Annotated in this window: 23 protein-coding genes; 15 read left to right on the forward strand and 8 right to left on the reverse strand. The window is 66.1% G+C overall.

The genetic code is table 11. The features are described from left to right. Window positions 1-25: 25 nt before the first annotated feature. Window positions 26-1,501, forward strand: coding sequence for a hypothetical protein (locus tag NA5_RS08285; protein WP_062983668.1), 1,476 nt, complete (start codon window positions 26-28; stop codon window positions 1,499-1,501). 224 nt (window positions 1,502-1,725) lie between these two features. On the opposite strand, the gene NA5_RS08290 is transcribed toward NA5_RS08285, so the two are convergent. The 3 genes from NA5_RS08290 to NA5_RS08300 all read right to left on the reverse strand — a co-directional run bounded on the left by NA5_RS08290 (window position 1,726) and on the right by NA5_RS08300 (window position 3,795). Then, window positions 1,726-2,517 carry a class I SAM-dependent methyltransferase gene (locus NA5_RS08290; protein WP_245672147.1) on the reverse strand — a complete coding sequence of 264 codons (792 nt, stop codon included), beginning with the start codon at window positions 2,515-2,517 and terminating at the stop codon, window positions 1,726-1,728. Next, window positions 2,487-3,008 carry a DUF2505 domain-containing protein gene (locus NA5_RS08295; RefSeq protein WP_062983670.1) on the reverse strand — a complete coding sequence of 174 codons (522 nt, stop codon included), beginning with the start codon at window positions 3,006-3,008 and terminating at the stop codon, window positions 2,487-2,489. Before NA5_RS08295 ends, NA5_RS08290 begins: the two co-directional genes overlap by 31 nt. 301 nt (window positions 3,009-3,309) lie before the next feature. Beyond that, window positions 3,310-3,795 carry a DUF2505 domain-containing protein gene (locus tag NA5_RS08300; protein ID WP_062983672.1) on the reverse strand — a complete coding sequence of 162 codons (486 nt, stop codon included), beginning with the start codon at window positions 3,793-3,795 and terminating at the stop codon, window positions 3,310-3,312. Between the two features lie 25 nt (window positions 3,796-3,820). On the opposite strand from NA5_RS08300, the gene NA5_RS08305 reads away from it, so the two are divergent. The 5 genes from NA5_RS08305 to NA5_RS08325 all read left to right on the forward strand — a co-directional run bounded on the left by NA5_RS08305 (window position 3,821) and on the right by NA5_RS08325 (window position 9,700). Then, the gene (locus tag NA5_RS08305; RefSeq protein ID WP_245672148.1) at window positions 3,821-4,927 is read left to right on the forward strand and encodes a UDP-N-acetylmuramate dehydrogenase; all 1,107 of its coding nucleotides are present in this window, start codon (window positions 3,821-3,823) and stop codon (window positions 4,925-4,927) included. A gap of 68 nt (window positions 4,928-4,995) precedes the next feature. Next, the gene (locus tag NA5_RS08310; RefSeq protein ID WP_062983676.1) at window positions 4,996-6,237 is read left to right on the forward strand and encodes a L,D-transpeptidase; all 1,242 of its coding nucleotides are present in this window, start codon (window positions 4,996-4,998) and stop codon (window positions 6,235-6,237) included. Between the two features lie 38 nt (window positions 6,238-6,275). Next, window positions 6,276-6,710, forward strand: a complete 435-nt coding sequence (locus NA5_RS08315; RefSeq protein WP_062983678.1) for a helix-turn-helix transcriptional regulator — start codon at window positions 6,276-6,278, stop codon at window positions 6,708-6,710. A 20-nt stretch (window positions 6,711-6,730) separates the two neighbouring features. Beyond that, window positions 6,731-7,141: a VOC family protein gene (locus NA5_RS08320; RefSeq protein ID WP_062983979.1), complete on the forward strand. Its 411-nt coding sequence runs from the start codon at window positions 6,731-6,733 to the stop codon at window positions 7,139-7,141. A gap of 183 nt (window positions 7,142-7,324) precedes the next feature. Continuing rightward, window positions 7,325-9,700, forward strand: a complete 2,376-nt coding sequence (locus NA5_RS08325) for an ATP-binding cassette domain-containing protein (protein WP_062983680.1) — start codon at window positions 7,325-7,327, stop codon at window positions 9,698-9,700. Window positions 9,701-9,751: 51 nt separating this feature from the next. Here NA5_RS08325 and mscL read toward each other — a convergent pair whose 3' ends face one another. Next, entirely contained in the window at window positions 9,752-10,198 is a 447-nt protein-coding gene (gene mscL / locus NA5_RS08330; RefSeq protein ID WP_062983682.1) for a large conductance mechanosensitive channel protein MscL, read from the reverse strand. A 125-nt stretch (window positions 10,199-10,323) separates the two neighbouring features. After that, window positions 10,324-11,058, reverse strand: a complete 735-nt coding sequence (locus NA5_RS08335; RefSeq protein WP_062983685.1) for an SDR family NAD(P)-dependent oxidoreductase — start codon at window positions 11,056-11,058, stop codon at window positions 10,324-10,326. A gap of 90 nt (window positions 11,059-11,148) precedes the next feature. Here NA5_RS08335 and NA5_RS08340 point away from each other — a divergent pair, with 90 nt between their 5' ends. From NA5_RS08340 to NA5_RS08365, 6 genes are all read left to right on the forward strand, one after another. Beyond that, complete coding sequence (locus NA5_RS08340) at window positions 11,149-11,970, forward strand: alpha/beta fold hydrolase (protein ID WP_062983687.1); 822 nt, start codon at window positions 11,149-11,151, stop codon at window positions 11,968-11,970. A gap of 176 nt (window positions 11,971-12,146) precedes the next feature. Next, complete coding sequence (mshA, locus tag NA5_RS08345; RefSeq protein ID WP_174555211.1) at window positions 12,147-13,562, forward strand: D-inositol-3-phosphate glycosyltransferase; 1,416 nt, start codon at window positions 12,147-12,149, stop codon at window positions 13,560-13,562. Next, the gene (locus NA5_RS08350; RefSeq protein ID WP_062983981.1) at window positions 13,559-14,062 is read left to right on the forward strand and encodes a type III secretion system chaperone family protein; all 504 of its coding nucleotides are present in this window, start codon (window positions 13,559-13,561) and stop codon (window positions 14,060-14,062) included. Before mshA ends, NA5_RS08350 begins: the two co-directional genes overlap by 4 nt. 239 nt (window positions 14,063-14,301) lie before the next feature. Further along, on the forward strand, window positions 14,302-15,207 hold the full coding sequence (locus tag NA5_RS08355) for an ROK family protein (protein WP_062983689.1): 906 nt from the start codon (window positions 14,302-14,304) through the stop codon (window positions 15,205-15,207). 51 nt (window positions 15,208-15,258) lie between these two features. Next, entirely contained in the window at window positions 15,259-15,996 is a 738-nt protein-coding gene (locus NA5_RS08360) for a phosphoglyceromutase (RefSeq protein WP_062983690.1), read from the forward strand. Between the two features lie 312 nt (window positions 15,997-16,308). Further along, the gene (locus NA5_RS08365) at window positions 16,309-18,360 is read left to right on the forward strand and encodes a CocE/NonD family hydrolase (RefSeq protein WP_062983691.1); all 2,052 of its coding nucleotides are present in this window, start codon (window positions 16,309-16,311) and stop codon (window positions 18,358-18,360) included. Between the two features lie 91 nt (window positions 18,361-18,451). Here NA5_RS08365 and NA5_RS08370 read toward each other — a convergent pair whose 3' ends face one another. Next, on the reverse strand, window positions 18,452-19,117 hold the full coding sequence (locus NA5_RS08370) for an NADPH-dependent F420 reductase (RefSeq protein WP_062983692.1): 666 nt from the start codon (window positions 19,115-19,117) through the stop codon (window positions 18,452-18,454). Between the two features lie 90 nt (window positions 19,118-19,207). Here NA5_RS08370 and NA5_RS08375 point away from each other — a divergent pair, with 90 nt between their 5' ends. The 3 genes from NA5_RS08375 to NA5_RS08385 all read left to right on the forward strand — a co-directional run bounded on the left by NA5_RS08375 (window position 19,208) and on the right by NA5_RS08385 (window position 21,643). Then, on the forward strand, window positions 19,208-19,591 hold the full coding sequence (locus NA5_RS08375; RefSeq protein ID WP_062983693.1) for a winged helix-turn-helix transcriptional regulator: 384 nt from the start codon (window positions 19,208-19,210) through the stop codon (window positions 19,589-19,591). Between the two features lie 130 nt (window positions 19,592-19,721). Further along, window positions 19,722-20,957 (forward strand): sensor histidine kinase, encoded by a 1,236-nt coding sequence (locus tag NA5_RS08380; RefSeq protein ID WP_062983694.1) that lies wholly within the window; start codon window positions 19,722-19,724, stop codon window positions 20,955-20,957. Further along, window positions 20,954-21,643 (forward strand): response regulator, encoded by a 690-nt coding sequence (locus NA5_RS08385; RefSeq protein ID WP_062983697.1) that lies wholly within the window; start codon window positions 20,954-20,956, stop codon window positions 21,641-21,643. Before NA5_RS08380 ends, NA5_RS08385 begins: the two co-directional genes overlap by 4 nt. Before the next feature lie 79 nt (window positions 21,644-21,722). Here NA5_RS08385 and NA5_RS08390 read toward each other — a convergent pair whose 3' ends face one another. Beyond that, a complete protein-coding gene (locus NA5_RS08390) occupies window positions 21,723-22,055 on the reverse strand; it encodes a hypothetical protein (protein ID WP_062983698.1) in 333 nt (110 codons plus the stop codon). 69 nt (window positions 22,056-22,124) lie between these two features. Continuing rightward, window positions 22,125-22,952: a DUF3109 family protein gene (locus NA5_RS08395; protein WP_157110296.1), complete on the reverse strand. Its 828-nt coding sequence runs from the start codon at window positions 22,950-22,952 to the stop codon at window positions 22,125-22,127. Between the last annotated feature and the right edge of the window lie 15 nt (window positions 22,953-22,967).

Genomic DNA, 22,967 nt, shown 5'->3' on the forward strand with positions numbered 1-22,967 from the left:
CGCGATCATGGCAGGGTGACTGACCATGGGGACGGTAGGTCAGGGCAAGTGGGATCTCGTCTTTCCGTCCGGAGCGCCCGAGCGCATCGGCGACATGTTCGCCACCGCCGTGGTCGCCGACGCGGTCCGCAGATATGACGCCGACCTCGCGCAACAGGTCGAAACCTGCCGGGACTGGCACCGTGCCTACCGCGATATCTTCCGCGCCATGACCGCCTTGGCCGCGAGTTCGCCCGCGGTCTCGGTGGGGATCGCGACCGACGGGTTGCGGGCGGCACGCCAGCTGCTGCGATTCGTGACCGGACACACCATCGCACCGCTGCACAGCGTCGACGTGGACGCGATCGCCACACCCGACGGACTCGGGACCGGCCGGATCGACGGGACCGCGAAGCCCGCGTCTCGGCTCGAAATTCCGTTCCGTGGAACGCTATTGGCCGAGGAGGCGCTCTGGCAGCAGCTGACCGACTGGCGTCGCCGCGGCATTATCGAGCCCGCCTTCGCGGCGGCGGTCGAGCGGGTGATCGATAATCCGGAGTGGTTGTCGCTACCCGGTTTCCGAGTAATCGTCACCGGGGCGGCGTCCGAACTCGGTCCGCTGCGTCCACTATCGCGATGGGGCGCCGACATTCTCGCGATCGATTTGCCCGGACCGCGGCGGTGGCATGGGATTTCGGAGATCGCGAAAGCGGGAGCGGGCCGACTGCGCTATCCCGTCACGGCCGGGCCCGGCGCGGATATCACCAGGCAGTTCCCGGCATTGGTGCATTGGATACGCGCGCAGTTCGACCACGACGCTCGGCCGGTATTCGGCCTGTACGCGAGTGGCCCGGGACCGCAAGGGGTTCGGCTGGCCGCCGCGTTGGATCTCCTCGTCGAGGATCTGCTCGAGCACCGCGATGACGCTGCCGTCGCATACCTCGGTTCGCCGACCGACTGCTACGCCGTTCCCGAGGGCGTCATCGCGGATGCCCACGCCCGCCTGCGCGAGCACGGCCCGCACCTTTTGCGCGTGCTCACCGCATCAGCCCTCTACCGACCCAACTACCGCACCACGAATCCCGACCACCTCGGCGCGACCTGGAGCGTCGCCGACATACTGCTCCCAGCCCAGGGACCGAATCACGCGCTGGCCCAACGGCTGCTGCGCTGGCGCGCGATCATCGCGCACACCGCGGGCCGCACGGTCTCATGCGCCGTCGCACCACCCGCCAGCACGAAATCCCTGCGCGCCCAACGTTCCCTCGCCGCCTCCTACCGCGGCGCCCGCCACTTCGGTATCGAAGTCTTCGACCCCGACACCGCCCGAACCCTCTTGGCGGCCAAGCTCGTTGCCGACCTCTTCGCCCCACCGGAAACCCCCGCCGACACCAACCCCGAGGCCCTATTCGTGGCCGGTGCCGCCCACGGCGGCCTCTGGCGTCAGCCCTACGAGCCGACCTCAACCCTCCCGCTCGCGGCCCTTATCGGCCATATCCGCGGGCTCTTCGGCCGCCCCTGACGCCCCCGAGAAGCGAGCGTAGACAGACGGCGCCACAGGTCGGGCGTAGTCAAATGGTCGTCCGAAACTCGACCACCAACCACCATTCGACTCCCCTCGACAAACCGCAGCCCAGCCACCCAACAGTCAGCGTGGCCATGGACGCCACCCCTTTTCAAGATCAGGTGGAAACTATGGCGGCATCGGTCGAGAAGCCACCGCCACCAGTGCCACCTGATCTTGATCTAAGGCGCGACGGTGGCCCAGGGGACCGAGAGCACGCAGTCGCGCATGCGGCGGCGGTAGGTGCGGACTGGAAAACCCTCTTGGCGCAGGTACTCGGCCGCCGCGCGCCAGCGGACTCGGGGGCCGAAGGGGGCGAGTGGGGCGGCACGGGCCCATGCGCGGTCAGCGGCTGACAAAAGCGCGTGGATCGGTTCGCCGGGAATGTTGCGGTGGATCAACACTTTCGGCAGGCGCTCGGCGATATCGGACGGACGCTCGACCGTGAACGGATCCCAGGCCAGGGTGAGCGAGCGCGGCCCGGATCGATCCAACAGCACCCATGCACACCGTCTGCCCAGCTCATCGCAGGTGCCGTCGACGAGTAAACCGGCCGGATCCATTCCGGACACAATGGTGGCCCAGGCATCGGGTACAGCGGACTCCGGATATTGCCGCAGCACGTTGAACGCGCGCACCAGCACCGGCCGCAGTCCAGCTAATTCGAAACCGCCGCGGGCGAAGGTGACGCCGTCGCGACCGGGCACCACCCGTTCCGGATCGATTTCCAGTCCGACCACCCGCACATCCGCCCGGACCGTGCGCAGTCGACCAGCCAACTCGAGCGTGGTCCACGGACTCGCCCCGTAGCCCAGGTCGACGACCAGTGGATCGGCCGCATCGCGCAGTCGGCCGGTGACCAGCTCGTCGTGGATCAGCCAGCGGTCGCTGCGTCGCAATCGGTTGACACCGGTGGTGCCTCTGGTGATGGTGCCGACCGGTCTCAGCGGGTCGGGTTTTGCTCTTCCAGCCACTTCACGGTCTGCTCGGCCTCGGCGCGGAACAGGTCGACCAGGTTGACCAGCATCAGCTGTTCGAGTCGCGGGCCGACCATCGGAATGAATACCTTGGCCTCGGAGGAGAACCGCATGGTGCAGCCGGTATCGGTGGGGAACAGGCGAATGGTGCCGCCGAGGCTGCCCGGCCCGGCCGGAATGGATGCCGAGAACTTGCCGACGGATTCGTTCTCGTCGAACGGCCCCCAGCTCTCCTTGCGGGTGATGACCATGTCCTTGCGCATGACGGTCTGCGCGATCTCCGGCAGCATGTCGCGCGGCAGGATGTGGTTGAGCACGATGTCGATACCGGAGTCGCTGACATCGAGGCCGGCGACTTCATTGCCGGGCGCTAGTTTCGACATCTCCGCGCACCGGTCTTCCCAGTACTCCCGGGTCGACAGCGCCGCGTAAAGCTCCTTGGTGGTGTGCAGCGGGAAGCGGGCTGAATAGTCCAGTCGGCGAGCCATGTGGGGTTACGTTACCGGGACCGGCGGCCGCCGCATCGCTCGGCGTTGGGTCTGGGGATTCGCCACAATCTCCACACCCATGCCACGCGGAATCCGCACATCGTCCGGACAGAATCGCAGTATGAACAGGACGTGGGAGGCGTGGGGCGGGGTGATCACGGCGACGATCGCGGCATTTCCGCTTGCCGTTGCCCTCGCGTGGCGGCCGATGTCCTCGTCAACGCGATCGGAGCCATGCTCGCCGGACTTGCGTCGAAACGCTGGTGGCTGTCGAGCTCACCAGAGGTCATGCCGACCAAGCTCAGTGCTTAGCGAGCCAGTTGTTCGTGAACTCTTCCTCGTTCGTCAGCAACTCGGTCAACCGCTCCGCGATGGCGGCCTCGATCTTCCCGCCGAACAGCGGAATCTTCACCTCGATGGTGCCCTTGGTCTGGGCGACCGAACCGGAGCCGTCGGCCGTGAGCTCAATGGTGCCGCGCACCTCGGCGGGCGCACCCTCGACCCGTGCGGTGAAGGTGGCCGAATCGCCGGTCCAGGTCTCGGTGCGCGGGATGATCAGATCGCCGGGCCGTACCGCGGTGATCGCGGCTGGCAGCAGCTCGGCCGCGATGACCTGCACCATCTCGACCTTGACCTGGTCGCCGTTGACGGTGACCGAATCCAGCCGGGCATTTTCGCCACCCACCTCGGCGATGCGGTCCTTCCAATACTGCTCATCGGCGAAGGCCGCGCGTACGGCGGCGACCGGATGCGAGTAGCGAGCCGTGTACGCCAGGGGTGTAGCCATGGTCGAACAGGCTACCGTCTGGGGCGTGCGAACTTCACGGGTGGTGTCGGCGGACCAGCTGCGCGAGCTGCTGGTCGATAGCGGTGCGCGGCTGCGCGAGTCGGTTCGGCTGGCCGAGCTGACCACATTGCGGGTCGGCGGTCCGGCCACGGTCGCGGAGTGTGCGACGACCGATGCGTTGGTCGCGACGGTCCGGACGCTGGACGCCGCTGGCATTCCACTACTACTGCTCGCGGGCGGATCCAATCTGCTCATCGGTGACGACGGCTTCGACGGTGTCGTGGTCAGGGTCTGCAACGAGGCGGTCGAGATCGGCTCGAACGGCGTGGTCGCCGAGGCCGGGGCGAACTGGGACACGGTGGTCGCGGCCACGATCGAGGCCGGTCTCGGCGGCCTGGAATGCCTGTCGGGCATACCAGGGTCGGCCGGTGCGACGCCGGTACAGAATGTCGGCGCGTACGGCGTGGAGGTCGAGAGCCTGTTGCGCCAGGTGCGGCTGCTGGAACGGGCCAGCGGCGAAATCCGCTGGGTCGAACCGGCCGAACTCGGCTTCGGCTACCGCACCAGCGCACTCAAGCATCGCGATACCGCCGTCGTGCTCGCGGTGGACTTCGCACTCAATCCCGACGGTTCGAGCGCACCACTGCGCTACGGCGAACTCGCGCACGCACTCGGCGCCGGCAACGGTGACTCACGTCCGGCCGATCAGGTCCGGGCGGCGGTGCTGAAGCTGCGCGCTGGCAAGGGCATGGTGCTCGATCCGGCCGATAACGACACCTGGAGCGCGGGCTCGTTCTTCACCAATCCGGTCGTCGCGAACCATCGTGTCGAGGAAGTGAAGGCTGCGATCATCGCTCATGTGGGCGATGTCACGATCCCGATCTATCCCGCGCCCGACGGCGTGAAATTCTCCGCGGGCTGGCTCATCGAGCGAGCGGGTTTCGCCAAGGGATTTCCGGGTCCGGATGCCCCGGCCCGGCTGTCCACGAAACATACGCTGGCCTTGACCAACCGCGGCAGCGCGACCGCCGCCGATCTGGTCGCACTGGCCCGCACGGTCCGCGACGGTGTCGCCGAGCGATTCGGTATCCGACTGGAACCAGAGCCGGTACCCATCGGGGTGGATCTCTAAACGAGTGAAACGGACACCACACTCTTCGCGGGCCGGACACCCGGTTTTCGCCGCGTAAATTCGATGAAGTGAGTCATCGTCCAGTCATCCACAGACCGGCCGCCGCCGTCTCCGCCGTGCTGCTCGTGGTAGTCGCGCTGGTGGCCGGATGCACGTCCGACAAAGGCGGAAAGACCGACTCCGCCAAAGAAAACCCCGTCGCCAAGGTCACGCTGACACCTGCCGCCGACGCCAAGAACGTCAATCCGACCGCACCGATCTCGGTCACCGTCACCGACGGCGCCATCGATCAGATCGCGTTGACCAACGCCAACGGCAAGCAGGTCGCGGGCGAACTCGCCGCGGACAAGCACAGCTACAAGATCACCGAAGCGCTCGGCTACGACGCCAAGTACACCTGGTCCGGCACCGCGGTCGGCGTCGACAACAAGCCGGTCCCGATCGGGGGCGCCTTCACCACCCTCGCACCGAAGAACACCTTCCCCGCGACGCTCAATATCGCCGATAACCAGGAAGTCGGCATCGCCGCGCCGATCATCTTGCAGTTCAAGGGATCTGTGCAGAACAAGGCCGCGGTGGAGAAGGCGCTCACCGTCACCACGAACCCGCCGACCGAGGGCGCCTGGGCCTGGTTCCCGGACGACAACGGCGGCTCGCGCGTGCACTGGCGGCCGAAGGACTACTGGGTGCCCGGCACCACCGTGCACGTCGCGGCCAAGCTCTACGGTCTGGATCTCGGCGGTGGAAACTACGGATATACCGATCTCACTTCGGATTTCCGGATCGGCCGCAGCCAGATCGTCAAGGCCAACGCACCGAGCCATCGCATGCAGGTCGTGCGCGACGGACAGGTCGTCTTCGATTTCCCGGTCAGCTATGGCGAGGGCAATGAGGCGCGCAATGTCACGCGTTCCGGTGTGCACGTCGTCACCGAGAAGTACGAAGACTTCATGATGTCGAATCCGCCGTTCTACACCAACGTTCGCGAACGCTGGGCCGTACGCATCTCGAATAACGGCGAATTCATCCACGCCAACCCGCAATCCCTTTCGGCACAGGGCTCTTCGAATGTCACCAACGGCTGCATCAACCTGTCGCCGACCGACGCGCAGGCATACTTCCCGACCGCGCTCTACGGCGACCCGGTCGAGGTGATCGGCACATCGATCGCACTGTCGGCCGCCGACGGCGATCTCTACGACTGGACCATCGACTGGAATTCCTGGACCGGGCTGTCCGCATTGCAGGGCGAGCCCAAGAATCCGGTGTCCGCGACCCCGGTGCCGCCGCTGCCCGCCGGTGGTCGCTGAGCTAGGCAAACCCGGCGTGACATGCGACGATCGGTCAGGTGACCAGTAGACCCGCCACGGAGGACAACCTGCGCGAGCTCGCGCGCCTGCGTCGCATCCGCGACCGGATCGACCGGGAGTACGCGCAGCCGCTCGACGTCGAGCGGCTGGCGCGGGACGAGCACATATCGGCCGGTCACCTGAGCCGTCAGTTCAAGCTGGCCTACGGCGAGTCGCCGTACTCCTACCTGATGACGCGGCGCATCGAGCGCGCGATGTCGCTACTGCGGCGTGGCGATCTCAGCGTCACCGAGGTCTGTTTCGCGGTCGGCTGCCAGTCATTGGGCACCTTCAGCACTCGGTTCACCGAGTTGGTCGGAATGCCGCCCAGCGCCTACCGGGAGCAGGCCGAGCACGCCACGGTGGATCTGCCGACGCTGATCGTGAAACGGGTGACCAGACCGATCAGGAATCGAGAAGCGCGGGTCACCTAGCAGCAATTAGCGTGAAAGCCATGGACATCACCATTCAAGCGAGCTTCCTTCCACAGGACGACCCCGAGGCCGCGCTGGCCTTCTACCGCGACGCCCTCGGCTTCGAGCTGCGCAAAGACGTCGGATTCAACGGTATGCGCTGGCTTACCGTCGGACCGGTCGACCAGCCGGGCACATCCATCGTCCTGCACCCGCCCGCCGCCGATCCGGGCATCACCGACGACGAGCGCCGCACTATCGCGGAGATGATGGCCAAGGGCACCTACGCCAGCATCCTGCTGGCTAGCAAGGATGTCGACGCCACCTTCGAGAAGGTGCAGGCCACCAATGCCGAGGTCGTGCAGGAGCCGACCGATCAGCCGTACGGGGTTCGCGACTGCGCCTTCCGCGATCCCGCCGGGAACATGGTCCGTATCCAGCAGGTGAGCTGAGAATCGCAGCACCGTCTCGACACCGGTGGCGACCGCTGGTCACCGGCGTCGAGCCGGGCAATTGCCACGACCACCGCCGCAGAAGTAACCGAAACGCACTGCTCGAAGCTGATTAGATCGAGCTAGTCGACTCCGACGGAGACCGCGCATGCGGCCCGCGCAACCAGATGGAGAACCGAGCAGATGGCCAAGAAGACGGATACGCGAACGCACGCTGCCGACAGCCACGATCTGATCCGCGTGCTCGGCGCACGCGTGAACAACCTCAAGGACATAAGCATCGAAATCCCGAAGCGCCGACTGACGGTGTTCACCGGGGTTTCCGGGTCGGGCAAGAGTTCGCTGGTATTCGACACCATCGCCGCAGAGTCGCAGCGGCTGATCAACGAGACCTACAGCAGCTTCGTGCAGGGCTTCATGCCCACTCTGGCGCGGCCAGAGGTCGACGTGCTCGACGGATTGACCACCGCGATCATCGTCGACCAGCAGCGCATGGGCGCCGATCCGCGCTCCACCGTCGGCACCGCCACCGACGCCAACGCCATGCTTCGCATCCTGTTCAGCCGACTCGGAAAGCCGCATATCGGCTCACCGCAGGCGTTCTCGTTCAATGTCGCCTCGATCAGCGGTGCGGGTGCGGTCGCGATCGAGCGTGCCGGGAAGACGGTGAAGGAGCGCCGCAGTTTCAGCATCACCGGCGGTATGTGTCCGCGCTGTGAGGGCCGGGGTTCGGTCAACGATATCGATCTGACCCAGCTGTACGACGACACCAAATCGCTGAACGAGGGCGCGCTCACCATCCCCGGCTACAGCATGGACGGCTGGTTCGGGCGCATCTTCACCGGCTGTGGTTTCTTCGATCCGGATAAGCCGATCAAGAAGTACAACAAGCGCGAACTCAACGATCTGCTCTACAAGGAACCGACCAAGATCAAGGTCGACGGCATCAACCTGACCTACGAGGGTCTGATCCCGCGGATCCGCAAGTCGATGCTGGCCAAGGACGTCGACGCGCTGCAGCCGCATATCCGCGCCTTCGTGGAGCGGGCGGTCACCTTTCAGGTCTGCCCGGAATGCGACGGCACCCGGCTGAGCGAGTTGGCGCGATCGTCGAAGATCAAGGGCATCAGCATCGCCGACGCCTGTGCCATGCAGATCAGCGATCTGGCCGAATGGGTCAGTGGACTGAAGGAGCCGTCGGTGGCGCCACTGCTGACCTCGCTGCGGCACACCCTCGACTCGTTCGTGGAGATCGGGCTGGGCTACCTATCGTTGGAACGGCCCGCGGGCACGCTGTCGGGTGGTGAGGCGCAGCGCGTCAAGATGATCCGCCACCTCGGCTCCTCGCTCACCGACGTCACCTACGTATTCGACGAGCCGACCGCCGGTCTGCATCCGCATGACATCCAACGGATGAACGAACTGCTGCTGCGGCTGCGGGACAAGGGCAATACGGTGCTCGTCGTCGAGCACAAGCCGGAGACGATTGTCATCGCCGACCACATCGTCGACCTGGGGCCCGGCGCGGGTACGGGCGGCGGCACCGTCTGCTTCGAGGGCAGCGTCGATGGGTTGCGCGGCAGCGGCACCGTAACCGGCCGCCACTTCGACGACCGGGCCGCGTTGAAGGAAACGGTACGAAAGCCCAACGGCGCGTTGGCGATTCGCGGTGCATCGACGAACAACCTGCGTGATGTCGATGTAGATATTCCGCTCGGTGTGCTCGCCGTCATCACCGGCGTCGCGGGCTCGGGTAAGAGCTCACTCGTGCACGGATCGATACCCCCTGGCGCGGACGTCGTGTCCGTCGATCAGGGCGCGATCCGCGGCTCCCGCCGGAGCAATCCGGCGACCTACACCGGACTGCTCGATCCGATCCGCAAGGCATTCGCGAAGGAAAACGGCGTCAAGCCAGCACTTTTCAGTGCGAATTCGGAGGGCGCGTGCCCCAACTGCAACGGCGCGGGCGTCATCTACACCGACCTGGCGGTGATGGCCGGTGTCGCGACCACCTGTGAGGAGTGCGAGGGCAAGCGGTTCCAGGCCGCGGTGCTCGAGTACCACCTCGGCGGCCGCGATATCAGCGAAGTACTCGCGATGTCGGTGACCGAGGCGCAGGAGTTCTTCAGCGACGGCGCGGCGCGCACCCCGGCCGCGGAGAAGATCCTCGACCGGCTCGCCGATGTCGGACTCGGCTATCTCACCCTCGGCCAGCCGCTCACCACGCTGTCCGGCGGCGAGCGGCAGCGGCTCAAGCTGGCCACCCATATGGCCGAGAAGGGTGGCGTCTACGTCCTCGACGAGCCGACGACCGGCCTGCACCTCGCCGATGTCGAACAGCTGCTCGGCCTGCTCGACCGGCTGGTCGACTCGGGTAAGTCGGTGATCGTCATCGAGCACCACCAGGCGGTCATGGCGCACGCCGACTGGATCATCGACCTCGGTCCCGGCGCGGGCCACGACGGCGGCAAGATCGTCTTCGAGGGCACGCCCGCCGACCTGGTCGCCGAGCGGGCCACCCTCACCGGCGAACATCTGGCGGCATACGTCGGCGCATAACGAAAATCGCCCCCGCTCGGACGAACCGTGCGGGGGCGAAATGCGTGGCGATTACCGCGCATTCTCCTTGACGAGCGCACCGTCCGCACCGAACGATTCGGCATCGACGATCGAATCCTTCTGCTGCTTGGCGAGCAGATCGCGAATCTCGATGAGCAATTCGATTTCGGACGGCTCGGCCACCTTGGCGGTGCCGAAGCGGTTCTTCAGTGTCTTCATCGGCACCATCAGCACGAAGTACAGCACCGCTGCGACCAGCACGAAATCGATGAGTGCGGTGATGATCGGCCCGATCGCGATGAAGGTGGCCGGTTTACCGGAGACCAGCTGAACGCCGAGTCCCAGCTCATTGGTCTTACCGAATACCGCGAGCAGCGGGTTGATGATTCCCTTTGTCACCGCTGTCACCACCGCGGTGAACGCGGTACCCATGACCACCGCGACAGCGAGATCGATAACGTTGCCGCGCATCACGAAATCTTTGAAACCCTTGAGCATGAGCCGAGCTACTCCAATCCGGTCTAAACGCGTTTCAAGCACCCGATGCTAACGTTCGCGCCAAGGATGAGCGAATTTTCAGCAATCGAGAAACGTTCGATTCGGATGGAGTATCGCCGATTACGTCAGCCGCGGCGAGCGAAGCGTCCCGGACCGGCCTGGTCACGCGGCTTGACGATAATCTGGTCCAGATTCACATGTGACGGTCGCGACGCCACGAACCCGATGATCTCCGCGATATCCTGCGCCACCAGCGGATCGATGCCCTCGTACACCTTGGCCGCACGTTCCTCGTCCCCGGCGAATCGCACCAGCGAGAACTCCGTTTCGACTGCGCCGGGGGCGATTTCGGTGAGCCGCACCGGCTGGCCGAGCAATTCGCCGCGCAATGTTCGGTGCAGTACGGCCTGTGCGTGCTTGGCCGAGGTGTAGCCGGACCCGTTGTCGTAGGCCTCGAAGGCGGCGACCGAGGTGATGGTGACGATGAGCCCGTCACCCGACGCGATCAGCTTCGGCAGCAAGGCCTTGGTCACTCGCAGCGTGCCGAGCACATTGGTTTCCCACATCCAGCGCCAGTCGTCCAGATCCGCCTCGGCCACGGGGGCCAGCCCCTTCGCCCCACCCGCGTTGTTGACGAGCACATCGGCGTTCTCGACCGCATCGGTGAACGCGCGCACGGAATCTTCCGAGGTCACATCGAGTTCTAGTGCGGTACCGCCGATTTCGTCGGCGAGGCGCCGCAGCCGATCGAGCCTTCGCGCGCCGACGATCACGTGATAGCCCTGTTTGGCGAGCTCCCTGGCGGTGGCCTCGCCGATTCCCGAGCTGGCTCCGGTCACGACGGCAGTGCGAATGCTCATGGATCCGATCCTAAGTGCAGGTGGTTTGCTGGTGAGTCCGGCAGTTGCCCGGATCACCGCATCGGACCGGCCGCCGTTAGCCTCGGTGACATGGCTATTCGGGAAGCGGTCAGTGCGGACGGAACGAGCATCGTCTATCGGGTCAGCGGTCCGGCCGACGGCAGGCCACTGCTGCTGGTGCACGGTTGGTCGGCCAATCTGCAGTGCTGGGGTGCGGCTGCGGACGACCTGGCCGAGCGCTTCCGGGTGCTCGCCGTCGACCTGCGCGGCCACGGCTACTCCGGCGCGCCGGAGACCGGCTACGACGATCCGAAGAACTGGGCCGCCGATATCGCCGCGGTGCTGGCGGCCGAGGGCATCGATTCCGGTGCGGTGCTGCTCGGCTGGTCCTATGGCGGCATCGTGATCAGCGACTATCTGAGCGCCTACGGCACCGGCGCGGTCGCGGGGGTCGTCTACTCGGGTTCGATGGCCAATATCGGCCGCGCACCCGGAGCGCAGACCGGTTCGGCAATGCATCAGGCCATTCCCGGTGTCTTCGAGGAAAGTGCGGGACGTGCCTTGCGTGCATTCGGCGCCTTCGGCAATGCGAATACCGGACCCGGTCCGGATAAGGGCGTCGATGCGCAGCGCATCTTCGGCGCGAGCCTCGGCACGCCGCCTCGGGTGCGCAAGGCGCTGTTCTACCGGACCGTCGACAACACCGAAACGCTACGCACCCTGGACATTCCGGTGCTGGTCCTGCACGGAACCAAGGATCCGGTGGTGCCGATCGAGAACGGTCGCTACATCCTCGACGCGGTGCCCGACGGCCGCGGCTCGTTTTGGGCGGACGCGCAGCACGGACTGTTCATCGAGGATCGCGCCCGCTTCGTCGCCGAGGTGAGCGCGTTCATCGATGATCTGAATTAGCCGTCCGAAATTCGCTGGCGTCGCGCGCTCGGCTCGAGCAGACTGGTCCTGTCGCGGTGCACAAGATCAGCGCCGGACGGATATCCGCACCGCGCGTGAGAACCCTCACGAAACTGCTGTGACGACTGTCACTCGCCCCGGTTACGGCGTCTGAGTTGGGCAATCCAACGTGCACTATGGATGGTGTGAGTCAACGCCCGGACCTACGGCCGAATCGGATCGCCGTGTTATCGGTGCACACCTCACCACTTGCTCAACCGGGCACCGGTGATGCGGGCGGCATGAACGTCTATGTGCTGCAAACCGCCCTTCAGCTGGCCCGACGCGGCACCGAGGTCGAGATTTTCACCCGGGCCACCTCCTCGAACGTGCCGCCGGTCCAGGAGGCGGCCCCGGGGGTCCTGGTGCGCAATGTGGTGGCTGGCCCGTTCGAGGGACTGGACAAGCACGACTTGCCGACCCAGCTGTGCCCGTTCACCGCCGAGGTGCTGCGCCAAGAGGCCAGACACCTGCCCGGTCACTATGACCTCGTCCATTCGCACTACTGGCTCTCCGGTCAGGTCGGCTGGCTTGCGCGGGACCGCTGGCGGGTGCCGCTGGTGCACACCGCGCACACCTTGGCCGCGGTGAAGAACGCGGCGCTGGCCGAGGGCGACTGCCCCGAACCCGCGACCCGCGAGATCGGCGAAAAGCAGGTGATCGCCGAGGCCGATCGGATGGTCGCCAACACCGCGGAGGAGGCACGCCAGCTCATCGAGCTGTACGGCGCCGATCCCGAGCGCATCGATGTGGTACCGCCCGGCGCGGATCTGACTCGCTACCGTCCCGGTGAAAAGGCCGCGGCCCGAGCCGAATTGGGGCTGGCCGCCGACGAGCGGATCGTCGCCTTCATCGGCCGCATCCAGCCGCTCAAGGCCCCGGATGTGCTGGTCCGCGCGGCCGCGGAGCTGCTCTACCGCGATCCGTCGCGCAAGCTGCGGGTGCTCATCGTCGGCGGGCCGTCCGGCACCGGACTGGAGCGCCCCGACGCACTGATCGAACTCGCCGCCGCGCTCGGCATCGCCGAGCACGTCACCTTCCTGCCGCCGCAGCCGCCGGACCGCCTGGTGCAGGTGTATCGGGCCGCCGACCTGGTCGCGGTGCCCAGCTACAACGAATCCTTCGGTCTGGTCGCCATCGAAGCGCAGGCCAGCGGAACCCCGGTACTCGCGGCCGATGTGGGCGGACTCGGCACCGCCGTGCGCCACGGTGAGACCGGCCTGCTGGTGCCCGGGCATCGGACGCCGGACTGGGCCGATGCCCTCGGCCACCTGCTCGACGACGGCGAGCGACTACGCCGGATGGGGCTGCGCGCGGTCGAGCACGCGGGGCATTTCTCCTGGGAGCACACCGCGGACGGACTGCTCGCCAGTTATTCGGCGGCGCTGGCCGATTTCCGCGCGCTGCGCACCGGCCGCGGCCGGGTCTTCGAGGCCGCGCGGGCCGAGGAACGCACTACCCTCGCGGGGGAACGCAGTGCTGTTCTCCTCGGCGAGAGCAGTCAGGCCAGATCGCGGGCGCTGTGGCGGCGCCGGACGGGAGCGCACCGATGAGCACGGTAGCCGCGACCGCGCAGCTGATCGACGAAACGTTGCGCGAGCGCGAAATCGAGTACACCCAGCCCAGCCAGGAGACCTTCGTCGTCATCCTGCCCGGCGAGCGCAAACTCAAGACCACCGTGATGCTCACCGTCGGCAAGCACGGACTGCGGATCGAATCGTTCGTCTGCCGAAAGCCCGACGAGAACTTCGAGGGCGTCTACAAATTCTTGCTGCGCCGCAACCGCCGCCTCTACGCGGTGGCCTACACCTTGGATCGCGTCGGCGATATCTACCTGGTCGGCCGCATGGCCACGCACGCCGTCACCCCCGACGAACTGGACCGGATCTTCGGCCAGATCCTGGAGGCCGTCGACGCCGACTTCAATGTGCTGCTGGAACTCGGCTTCGCCGAATCCATTCGCCGGGAATGGAAGTGGCGCGTATCGCGCGGTGAATCCCTGCAGAACTTGCGCGCCTTCGAGCATCTGGTGGAAACCGCCGACCAACCCTGAGTTCGCCCGGGTGCGAACCCGCTGTGGTGAATGCGGACCCGGTGTGAGTCCGCGACTGTGGATGCACAGGCGGCGGGTGAACGCAGACCTGGTGTGAGTCCGCGACCGTGCGTGCGGAGACAGCGGCCGGGTCCGGATCCGAGCAGGGTTCGTCGACGTCGATCCGACGCCGACGCGCTCGGCGTAGGCGACAATCGCGCTGTGGGAATGCCGCGAGGTACAGGAAAGGCTGCCCGGCGATGATGGTTCTTGCTCTGGATATCGGTGCGACGAAATTCGCCGCCGGGGTCGTCTCCGCGGGCCGGAAGGTACGTGATGTGCGGCGGGTCGATGTGCCACCGGAGTCGGTGTGGGCGGCATGTCGCGAGCTGCTGTTGGAAGTCGCCGGTGACGCGACGGTTTCGGCGATCGGCATCGGTTCGGCCGGGCCGGTCGATGTGCGGACCGGTGTCACCAGGCCGCTGAACATTCCGGAATGGAAGCCGGGCTTTCCGATCGTGGCCGAAGTGCAGCGGCTGTTCCCTTCGGCCGCAGTGCGATTCGCTATGGACGGCGCCTGCCTCGCCCTGGCCGAACATCACGTCGGCGCGCTGCGCGGCATTCCGAACGGCCTGGCCATGACGGTTTCCTCGGGCATCGGCGGCGGCATCATCGCCGACGGGCGGGTGCTGCTCGGGCGCACCGGCAATGCCGGACACGTCGGCCACATCGTGGTGCCGGGTTGGGATGTGCCCTGTGAATGCGGCGGCGTCGGCTGTGTCGAGGCGATTGCGAGCGGCATGTCGTCGGTGCGCTGGGCGCGCGAACAGGGTTGGCGCGGCGAGACCGGCGCCGCACTGGCGAAGGCCGCGCATACCGGCAACGAGATCGCGCTGGCCGCGCTGCACCGGGCCGGAACCGCGCTCGGCACTGCCATCGCCTCCGCGGCCTCGACACTCGATATCGACCGGGTGGTGATCGGCGGCGGCTTCGCGCAGTCGGGCGAACCACTGTGGGAACCGCTGCGCGCGGCCGTGACCCGGCACGCGGGTTTGGACTTCCTGGGCGAGCTGCGGGTGGTGCCGTCGCGAATCACCAATGGCGCCACCCTGGTTGGCGCCGGTGTGCTCGCGGCGAGCCACGATACCGCCGATGCCATCTCCTGAGCAGTGGGAACGGGTGTGAGCCCGGTTCGCGCACATGCCAGAATGGCCTGCATGACGTACACCCTCGTGTTGCTGCGCCACGGCGAGAGCGAATGGAATGCCATGAACCTTTTCACCGGCTGGGTGGATGTGCACCTGACCGATAAGGGCATCGCCGAGGGCAAGCGCGCCGGGGAACTGCTGGCCGAACACGGCATCCTGCCGGATATCGTCTACACCTCGGTGCTGCGTCGCGCGATCAGCACCGCGAATATCGCGCTGGACGCCGCCGACCGGCACTGGATCCCGGTGGTGCGCGATTGGCGCCTCAACGAGCGCCACTACGGCGATCTGCAGGGCAAGAACAAGGCGCAGGTCCGCGATCAGTACGGCGACGAGCAGTTCATGCTGTGGCGGCGCAGCTACGACACCCCGCCGCCGCCCATCGACCCCGCCAACGAGTACAGCCAGGAGAGCGACCCGCGCTACGACGGCATCGACGTCCCGAAGACCGAATGCCTGCTCGATGTGGTGAACCGGATGGTCCCGTACTGGGAGTCGACCATCTCGAAGGATCTGCTCTCGGGCAAGACCGTTCTCGTTGCGGCACACGGCAATTCGCTGCGCGCGCTGGTCAAGCATCTGGACCGGATCTCCGATGACGATATCGCCGGGCTGAACATTCCCACCGGTATCCCGCTGCGCTATGAGCTGGACGAGAACTTGCGCCCGATTCGTCCGCGTGAGTACCTCGACCCCGAGGCCGCCGCCGCGGGTGCCGCGGCCGTCGCCAGCCAGGGCGGCAAGTAAGCACCTCGAGCGACGCGCCGCGACCGGATTCGGTCGCGGCGCGTCGCCGTTTCAGGTGGTGACACGCCGTTTGCCTCGACCGGGGATGGAACTGGGGCGCGCGTCGCGAGCGGTTAGCTGCTCTCGCCTGGGTTAGTGTGAATTCTGCAGGTTGGTGGGGGTTTCCTCAGCCTTGCGCAAGCTTTATGCGGTGCCTGGTGCTGTATGTGAACCAGTATTCGACCCGAAATTCATGTAACCCGGAGTTCGAACCTACTCGTCGGTATGTAAGCTCTGGTCGTTCGACCAGTCCGAGAGGCGGATCACCACCTGATGCAGACAATGTTGCGTGCCACAGTGGCGGCAGTCGCCACGGCGGTGCTCATTCCATTCGTCACCCAGAGCGCGATCGCCGAGCCGGAACCGTCCGGTCCCGACGGCGGCGCGGCAGGGGCCGCCTGGGTCGCGGCCGAGGACGGTCCCCAGCAGTACCCGAATGTGAATATCCAATGGGATATCCCGATCACGATGAGCGACGGCACCGTCCTCGAGGGCAATGTGTACCGTCCGGCGGATGCGGCGGGTCGCCCGATCGACACCCCGACGCCAACGGTGGTCAACCTGACCCCGTACACCAAACTGGTCTCCAACATCGCCGACAGCGCGATGTCCATTCCGGGCCTGTCCGATGCGCTGATCGAACTGTTCCGCCAGATCGACCTCAGCGGGACCCCGCTCTCCGGCGTCACCGATCTGACCAAATCCTTCGGCGGCGGCGAACTGCGCAACTTCGCGGTCGACCGGCAGCTCATCAAGAGCGGTTACACCCAGGTCGTGGTCGACGTGCGCGGCACCGGATTCTCCCAGGGCATTTGGGACATGCTGCGCCAGCGCGAACAGCAGGACACCCTCGAGGTGATCGACTGGGCCGCGCGTCAGCCATGGTCCGACGGCCGCATCGGCATGAACGGCCTGTCGTATTCGGGTATCAATCAGGTCCAGGTGGCCGCGATGCACCCGCCCGCGCTGAAGGCGATCTTCCCGGTCGTGCCGGGCAGTGACCTGGTCAACGATGTGCTCGCACCCGGCGGCGGCTTCGGCTTCAACTTCATTCCGCTGTGGCTGACCGCCATCAACGGCCTCAAGCTCGTTCCGGATGTCGCGTCGATGCTCAACGGACAGTTCGATATGAAGTGGCTCGCGGATCGTGCCAAGGATCCGTTCACCTTCATGGACGTGCTGCTCAATGTCTACAGCACCACCCGGATCGAGGACCTGGACCCGCGCGCCAAGGAACTGCTGACCGGTTCGTCGGCCGCGCGCGCGGCCTGGCTCAGCGATCCGAGCAGGATTCAGGTGCCCACCTTCGTCACCGGCGGCTGGCACGATCTGTTCACCTACTCGGAATCCAAGATCTACAACGAGATTCCGCTGCCCGCTGGCCAGAAGCAGCTGCTGATGGGCAATACCTACCACGTCGGCTCCGGCAATGAATACGGCAAGCCCGGCCTGCCGCCGCGGCTGGACGTATTGCAGCGCGCGTGGTTCGACAAGTGGCTCAAGGGAATCGACAACGGTATCGATCAGTATGGTCCGATCACCCTGCGGCAGCAGGGTGGCGGCTGGATCACCACCGACTCGTTCGCCGATCCGCGGACCGGATCCCAGGATGCCGAATATCGCCGAATGTATCTGTCCGCCAACGGAAGTGGCACCGCGAACAGCCGGTACGACGGATCGTTGCTCGCCGCGGCGAGCCCGGACTCGGCGCGGCTCACGGTCGCGCCAGGCCTGACTACCCTGTGCTCCAACGACGCAGCGCAGGGTAGTGCGGGTTTCCTCTCGATCATCGATGGCTGTGCCAAGGACTCCCGGATCGCGGAGCTGAACGGGCTCACCTTCACCAGCGACCCGGTCGCCGAACCGACCACCATTTCCGGCCGAATCGCCGCGCACCTCAATACCGTTCAGGACGCCGCCGACGGCTATTGGGTGGTCACGGTGAACGATGTCGCGCCGGACGGACAGTCCACCGTGCTCTCCTCGGGCCAGTTGATGGCGTCGCTGCGTCAGGTCGACGAGGCGAACAGCACCCGTTCCGTCAGTGGCGATTACACCGACCCGCGCCCCTATACCTCGCTGGACCTGCGTCAGCCGACCGTGCCGGGGGAGGAGACGACCCTGGATATCGCCCTGCCCGCCACCGAGGCGATTCTGCGGCCCGGCCACCGCCTGCGCGTGGATGTCTTCGCGGGCAACTTCCCCAAGGGCCTGCCGGTACTGCCGATGCTGATCGATACGGGCCTGAAACCACAATATCTGCAACTCGATCCGAATCGGCCGAGTTTCGTGAATATCCCGGTGCGGGGGAACCCGGGCTGGTAAGCCGTATCCGGCCCGAGCGTGCACCTCTCGCGCATTCATGCTCGAAACGCGGGGTATGGGCGGTCGTGCACGCTCGGACCGGGTCCGGTCGCTAGTCGGCCACGGCGAAGGCCGCTTCCAATGGCGGGAAGATCGCGCGGGCATCAGCGCCGCCGAACCAGAGACCGACGGTGAAGACCGAGGTGGCCTCGAGATATCTGGCGCGATGCAGTCCGCCCGCCGAAATCGGTTGCAGTCCGATATCTTCCGCGAGTGTCGCGACCTGCTTTACTGCGGCAGCGGCGTCACCGCAGATCGGCACGGCCAGTCTGCGGTTCTCGAACACCCGTGCCCGCGATTCCCACACCTCCGCGGCGCATACGTTGAAGGCCTTCACCACATTCGCCTCGGGAACCGTTGCCGCGATGCGTGCGGCGACCGCGTCCTCGGACAGTACGAACGCCGGGACTCCTTCCGGCGCGGCCTGGTCCGGCAGGAAAGCATTGGTGCAGTCGATCACCGTCCGCCCGGCGAGTTTTCCGCCGATTTCATCCAGTACCTCGTCAAGGGCACTTACCGGCAGTGCCAACAGCACGACCGCACCGAATTCCGCAGCCGCTCCGACACTTCCGCCCCGCGCTCCGTGTCCGATGGTCGCCGCCAGCGCATCCGCGGCCGCGCGGGAGCGCGCGCCGATGACGACCTCGTGACCGGCCGCGGCCCAGCCGCCGCCGAGTGCCTTCGCCATCGCGCCCGCCCCGATGATTCCGATTCGCATATCAACTCCTGGTTCGGATGTATTCGGCACCGACGCTAAGGATTTCGATAGGCACCCGAAGGTGCGCAATGACGATGGCAGGCTGGTGACATGACGGTCGAACATGCCGAACCGGTGGAATTCGCGCCCTATGGCGATTTCGAGGCCGACTGTCCGGCCCGACTCGGGGTCGACCTGTTCGGCAACCGCTGGCTCGCGGTCATCGTCTACATGTTGCGCGACGGCCCGATGCGCCCCGGCGACCTGCGCACCGCCATCGGCGGCATCAGCCAGAAGATGCTCACCCAAACGCTGCGCCGGATGCAGACCATGACCCTCATCGAGCGCCGCCGCTACGCCGAGGCGCCGCCCCGGGTCGAATACGAACTGACCGAAGCCGGACGCGATCTGCTCATTCCGATCTACGCCCTGGGCGAATGGGCGGATCGGCACGGCGAGTCGGTGCGATCGGCGATGTCGGATTCGCCGGAGTGAAAAGGATCCGGGCGCCAGCGCGCGAACAACGCGTAAACAAGCGGCTAACGGTCCTGGAAGTGCCCATGACCTGCGCGAAACTTCCCGTACCCCGAGTCGGGTTGTCGGTTGGCGACCGTACGATTCAAGTGTGAGTGTTCCCCAGGCCGTCCTGCTGGCAGTCCTCGCGGCTGTCGTCGGCCTGGCAGTCGGCGGGCTACTGATCCCGTTCATGAACGCCAGGCAGGCCGCCCGCAGACAGGCAGATTCCGGTCTCACCATGTCGCAGGTGCTCGACCTCATCGTGCTCGCCTCCGAGAGCGGAATCGCGGTCGTCGACGAGTACCGCGATGTGGTGCTGGTCAATCCGCGCGCCGAAGAACTGGGCCTGGTCCGCAACCGGCTGCTCGACGAACGCGCATGGGCCGCGGTGGAGAAGGTGCTCGCCACCGGTGAATCCACCGAATTCGATCTCACCGCCAAGAACCCGATGCCCGGCCGCAGCCGGATCGCTGTGCGCGGAGTGGCCAGACAGCTATCGCGCGAAGAGACCAGTTTCACCGTGCTGTTCGCCGACGACGATTCCGAGCAGGCCCGGATGGAGGCCACCCGCAGGGACTTCGTCGCCAATGTCAGCCACGAACTCAAGACCCCTGTCGGTGCGATGAGCCTGCTGGCCGAGGCCATGCTGGAATCCGCCGAGGATCCCGAGGCGGTCCGGCACTTCGGTCAGCGCGTACTCGGTGAATCCCGGCGGCTCGGCAAGATGGTCACCGAGTTGATCGCACTCTCGCGACTACAGGGCGCGGAAAAGCTACCCGAACTCGAGGTGGTCGACGTCGACACCGTGGTCATGCAGGCGGTCGATCGCTCCCGCACCGCCGCCGAGGCCGCGGGCATCACCGTCAGCACCGACCGCCCGAGCGGACTCGAGGTGCTCGGCGATGAAACCCTGCTCGTCACCGCACTGTCCAACCTGGTGGAAAACGCCATCGCGTACTCACCCGCGGGCTCGCACGTTTCGGTGAGCCGCTCACTGCGCGGCGATCACGTCGCGATGGCCGTGACCGATCGCGGCATCGGCATCGCAAAGGAAGACCAGGAGCGGGTCTTCGAGCGCTTCTTCCGATCCGACAAGGCGCGCTCGCGCGCCACCGGTGGTACCGGGCTGGGCCTGGCTATCGTCAAGCATGTGGCGGCCAACCACAACGGTGAGATCACCCTGTGGAGCAAGCTCGGCACCGGATCGACGTTCACCTTGCGAATACCTGCCCACCATGAATCCGGCGGCGAAGAAGAGGTCGACGGTTCCGCGGTGAGCATGAGAGAAACACACCCGCGCCTCTCGGGGCCGGGCAGACCCAACGGTGTGGAGGCACGCAGATGACGAGTGTTCTGATCGTCGAAGATGAGGAGTCGCTGGCCGATCCGCTCGCATTCCTGCTGCGCAAGGAGGGCTTCGAGGTCACCGTCGTCGGTGACGGACCGTCCGCGCTCGCCGAATTCGACCGCTCCGGCGCCGATATCGTGCTGCTCGACCTCATGCTGCCCGGTATGAGCGGCACCGATGTCTGCAAACAGCTGCGCACCCGCAGCGGCGTACCGGTGATCATGGTCACCGCACGTGACAGCGAGATCGACAAGGTGGTCGGCCTGGAACTCGGCGCCGACGACTACGTCACCAAGCCGTACTCCGCGCGCGAACTGATCGCCCGCATCCGGGCCGTGCTGCGCCGCGGCGCGGGCGATGAACTGGACGGCGGCAATGAGAGCAATGTGCTCGAGGCCGGACCGGTCCGGATGGATGTCGATCGCCACACCGTGCACGTCAACGGCAGGCAGGTCACCCTGCCGCTGAAGGAATTCGATCTGCTCGAATATCTGCTGCGCAATTCCGGGCGAGTGCTGACCCGCGGCCAGCTGATCGACCGGGTCTGGGGCGCCGACTATGTCGGCGACACCAAGACCCTCGACGTGCACGTCAAGCGGTTGCGCTCGAAGATCGAGGGCGATCCGGCCAAGCCGGAGCACCTCGTCACCGTCCGCGGCCTCGGCTACAAGCTCGAGGCTTGACGGTCAGCGCTGGAGTAGAAGTTCCAACAAAGCCCAGCAACCGAGGCCCCGACAACCTCGGTGCTGCTGCGTATCCGAATCAGGGCAGGTAGACCCAGGTGGGGCCGATGCCGGGGACGTCCTGCTTGTGCAGGGTGATCCAGCCGAGATCGTCTTCCTGCATGCATTCGTAGACGTCGGCCGCGCTGGTGCCGCGGCACGCGATGGTGCGCGAGACCCCGTACGGGCTCATGATCAGGTTCTTGCCGTTCGCCTGGGCATTGATCGCCTCGGGGGTGTTGGCGGGCAGGAAGTCGGCGGTGAAATCGGCGTATTTGGCCGGGTCACCATTGGGTTCGGCATGTGCGGCACCGGTCAGTGCGGCGGTCGCGCCGAGCGCGATGGCGGTCAGGGTCAGGGCTTTCTTCAACATGACCGCACATCCAACCCGATGTGAGTAAAGCTTGCATGGCGGGGAGGTGAATCGCCCGCTATGCAAACCTCACGCGGACTGGTCGGCGATGGGTTGGTCGGATTTCATCCGATCGGCATGCACGGTCGCTGGATGGATCGCGATGAGGCCGAGTCCCTCGCGCCGCTTGCAGTGTCTGGCCAGCTCTTCGTAGGCGGGTGCGCCGAGCAATTCCTTCAGTTCGGGACCGTAGGACTGCCATACCGGACGGGCGCCGACGTGGGCGTCGGGGGAGCCGGAGCAGTACCAGTCCAGGTCTTCGCCGCCTGGACCCCAGCCGCGCCGGTCGTATTCGGTGATGGTCGTCTTCAGGATCTGCACGCCGTCCGGGCGCTCCACCCAGTCCTGAGTGCGCCGGATCGGCAGCTGCCAGCAGACATCTGGCTTCACCTCGAGCGGCTCGATGCCCTTGCGCAGCGCCATGGTGTGCAGCGCGCAGCCCACGCCGCCCTGGAAGCCGGGGCGGTTCAGGAAAATGCAGGCGCCGTCGAAGCGGCGGGTGCGCAGCGCGGGCTCGTCCTCGAGTTCGTCGAGCTCCAGATAACCCTTCTTGGTGATCTTGCCGTCGGCGTCGGTCGCCTCGTCCATCAGCTGCCAGTCGCTCGGTGTGAGCATTTTCACAGCATTGGTCAGGCGCTTGCGATCGTCCTTGTCGGAGAGGAACGCGCCGTGCGAGCAGCAGCCGTCATCGGGGCGGTCGCTCAGAATTCCCTGACAGGCCGGAGTTCCGAAGACACACGTCCAGCGCGACAGCAGCCACGTCAAATCCGCGACGATCACATGCTCGTCGTTTGCCGGGTCCACGAACTCGATCCATTCGCGAGGAAAGTCGGGATCGACCTCCGGTGCCGGATCGATCTTCCCCGCTGGTCG

Origin of the sequence: Nocardia anaemiae NBRC 100462 (genome assembly GCF_001612725.1) — a bacterium.
Lineage (GTDB): Bacteria > Actinomycetota > Actinomycetes > Mycobacteriales > Mycobacteriaceae > Nocardia > Nocardia anaemiae.

Coding starts and splice junctions, on each gene's coding strand:
- NA5_RS08285 (WP_062983668.1), top strand. CDS start 26: ATGGGGACGGTAGGTCAGGGCAAGTGGGATCTCGTCTTTCCGTCCGGA.
- NA5_RS08295 (WP_062983670.1), bottom strand. CDS start 3,008: ATGGCTCGCCGACTGGACTATTCAGCCCGCTTCCCGCTGCACACCACC.
- NA5_RS08300 (WP_062983672.1), bottom strand. CDS start 3,795: ATGGCTACACCCCTGGCGTACACGGCTCGCTACTCGCATCCGGTCGCC.
- NA5_RS08320 (WP_062983979.1), top strand. CDS start 6,731: ATGGACATCACCATTCAAGCGAGCTTCCTTCCACAGGACGACCCCGAG.
- NA5_RS08325 (WP_062983680.1), top strand. CDS start 7,325: ATGGCCAAGAAGACGGATACGCGAACGCACGCTGCCGACAGCCACGAT.
- mscL (WP_062983682.1), bottom strand. CDS start 10,198: ATGCTCAAGGGTTTCAAAGATTTCGTGATGCGCGGCAACGTTATCGAT.
- NA5_RS08335 (WP_062983685.1), bottom strand. CDS start 11,058: ATGAGCATTCGCACTGCCGTCGTGACCGGAGCCAGCTCGGGAATCGGC.
- NA5_RS08340 (WP_062983687.1), top strand. CDS start 11,149: ATGGCTATTCGGGAAGCGGTCAGTGCGGACGGAACGAGCATCGTCTAT.
- mshA (WP_174555211.1), top strand. CDS start 12,147: ATGGATGGTGTGAGTCAACGCCCGGACCTACGGCCGAATCGGATCGCC.
- NA5_RS08350 (WP_062983981.1), top strand. CDS start 13,559: ATGAGCACGGTAGCCGCGACCGCGCAGCTGATCGACGAAACGTTGCGC.
- NA5_RS08355 (WP_062983689.1), top strand. CDS start 14,302: ATGATGGTTCTTGCTCTGGATATCGGTGCGACGAAATTCGCCGCCGGG.
- NA5_RS08360 (WP_062983690.1), top strand. CDS start 15,259: ATGACGTACACCCTCGTGTTGCTGCGCCACGGCGAGAGCGAATGGAAT.
- NA5_RS08365 (WP_062983691.1), top strand. CDS start 16,309: ATGCAGACAATGTTGCGTGCCACAGTGGCGGCAGTCGCCACGGCGGTG.
- NA5_RS08370 (WP_062983692.1), bottom strand. CDS start 19,117: ATGCGAATCGGAATCATCGGGGCGGGCGCGATGGCGAAGGCACTCGGC.
- NA5_RS08375 (WP_062983693.1), top strand. CDS start 19,208: ATGACGGTCGAACATGCCGAACCGGTGGAATTCGCGCCCTATGGCGAT.
- NA5_RS08385 (WP_062983697.1), top strand. CDS start 20,954: ATGACGAGTGTTCTGATCGTCGAAGATGAGGAGTCGCTGGCCGATCCG.
- NA5_RS08390 (WP_062983698.1), bottom strand. CDS start 22,055: ATGTTGAAGAAAGCCCTGACCCTGACCGCCATCGCGCTCGGCGCGACC.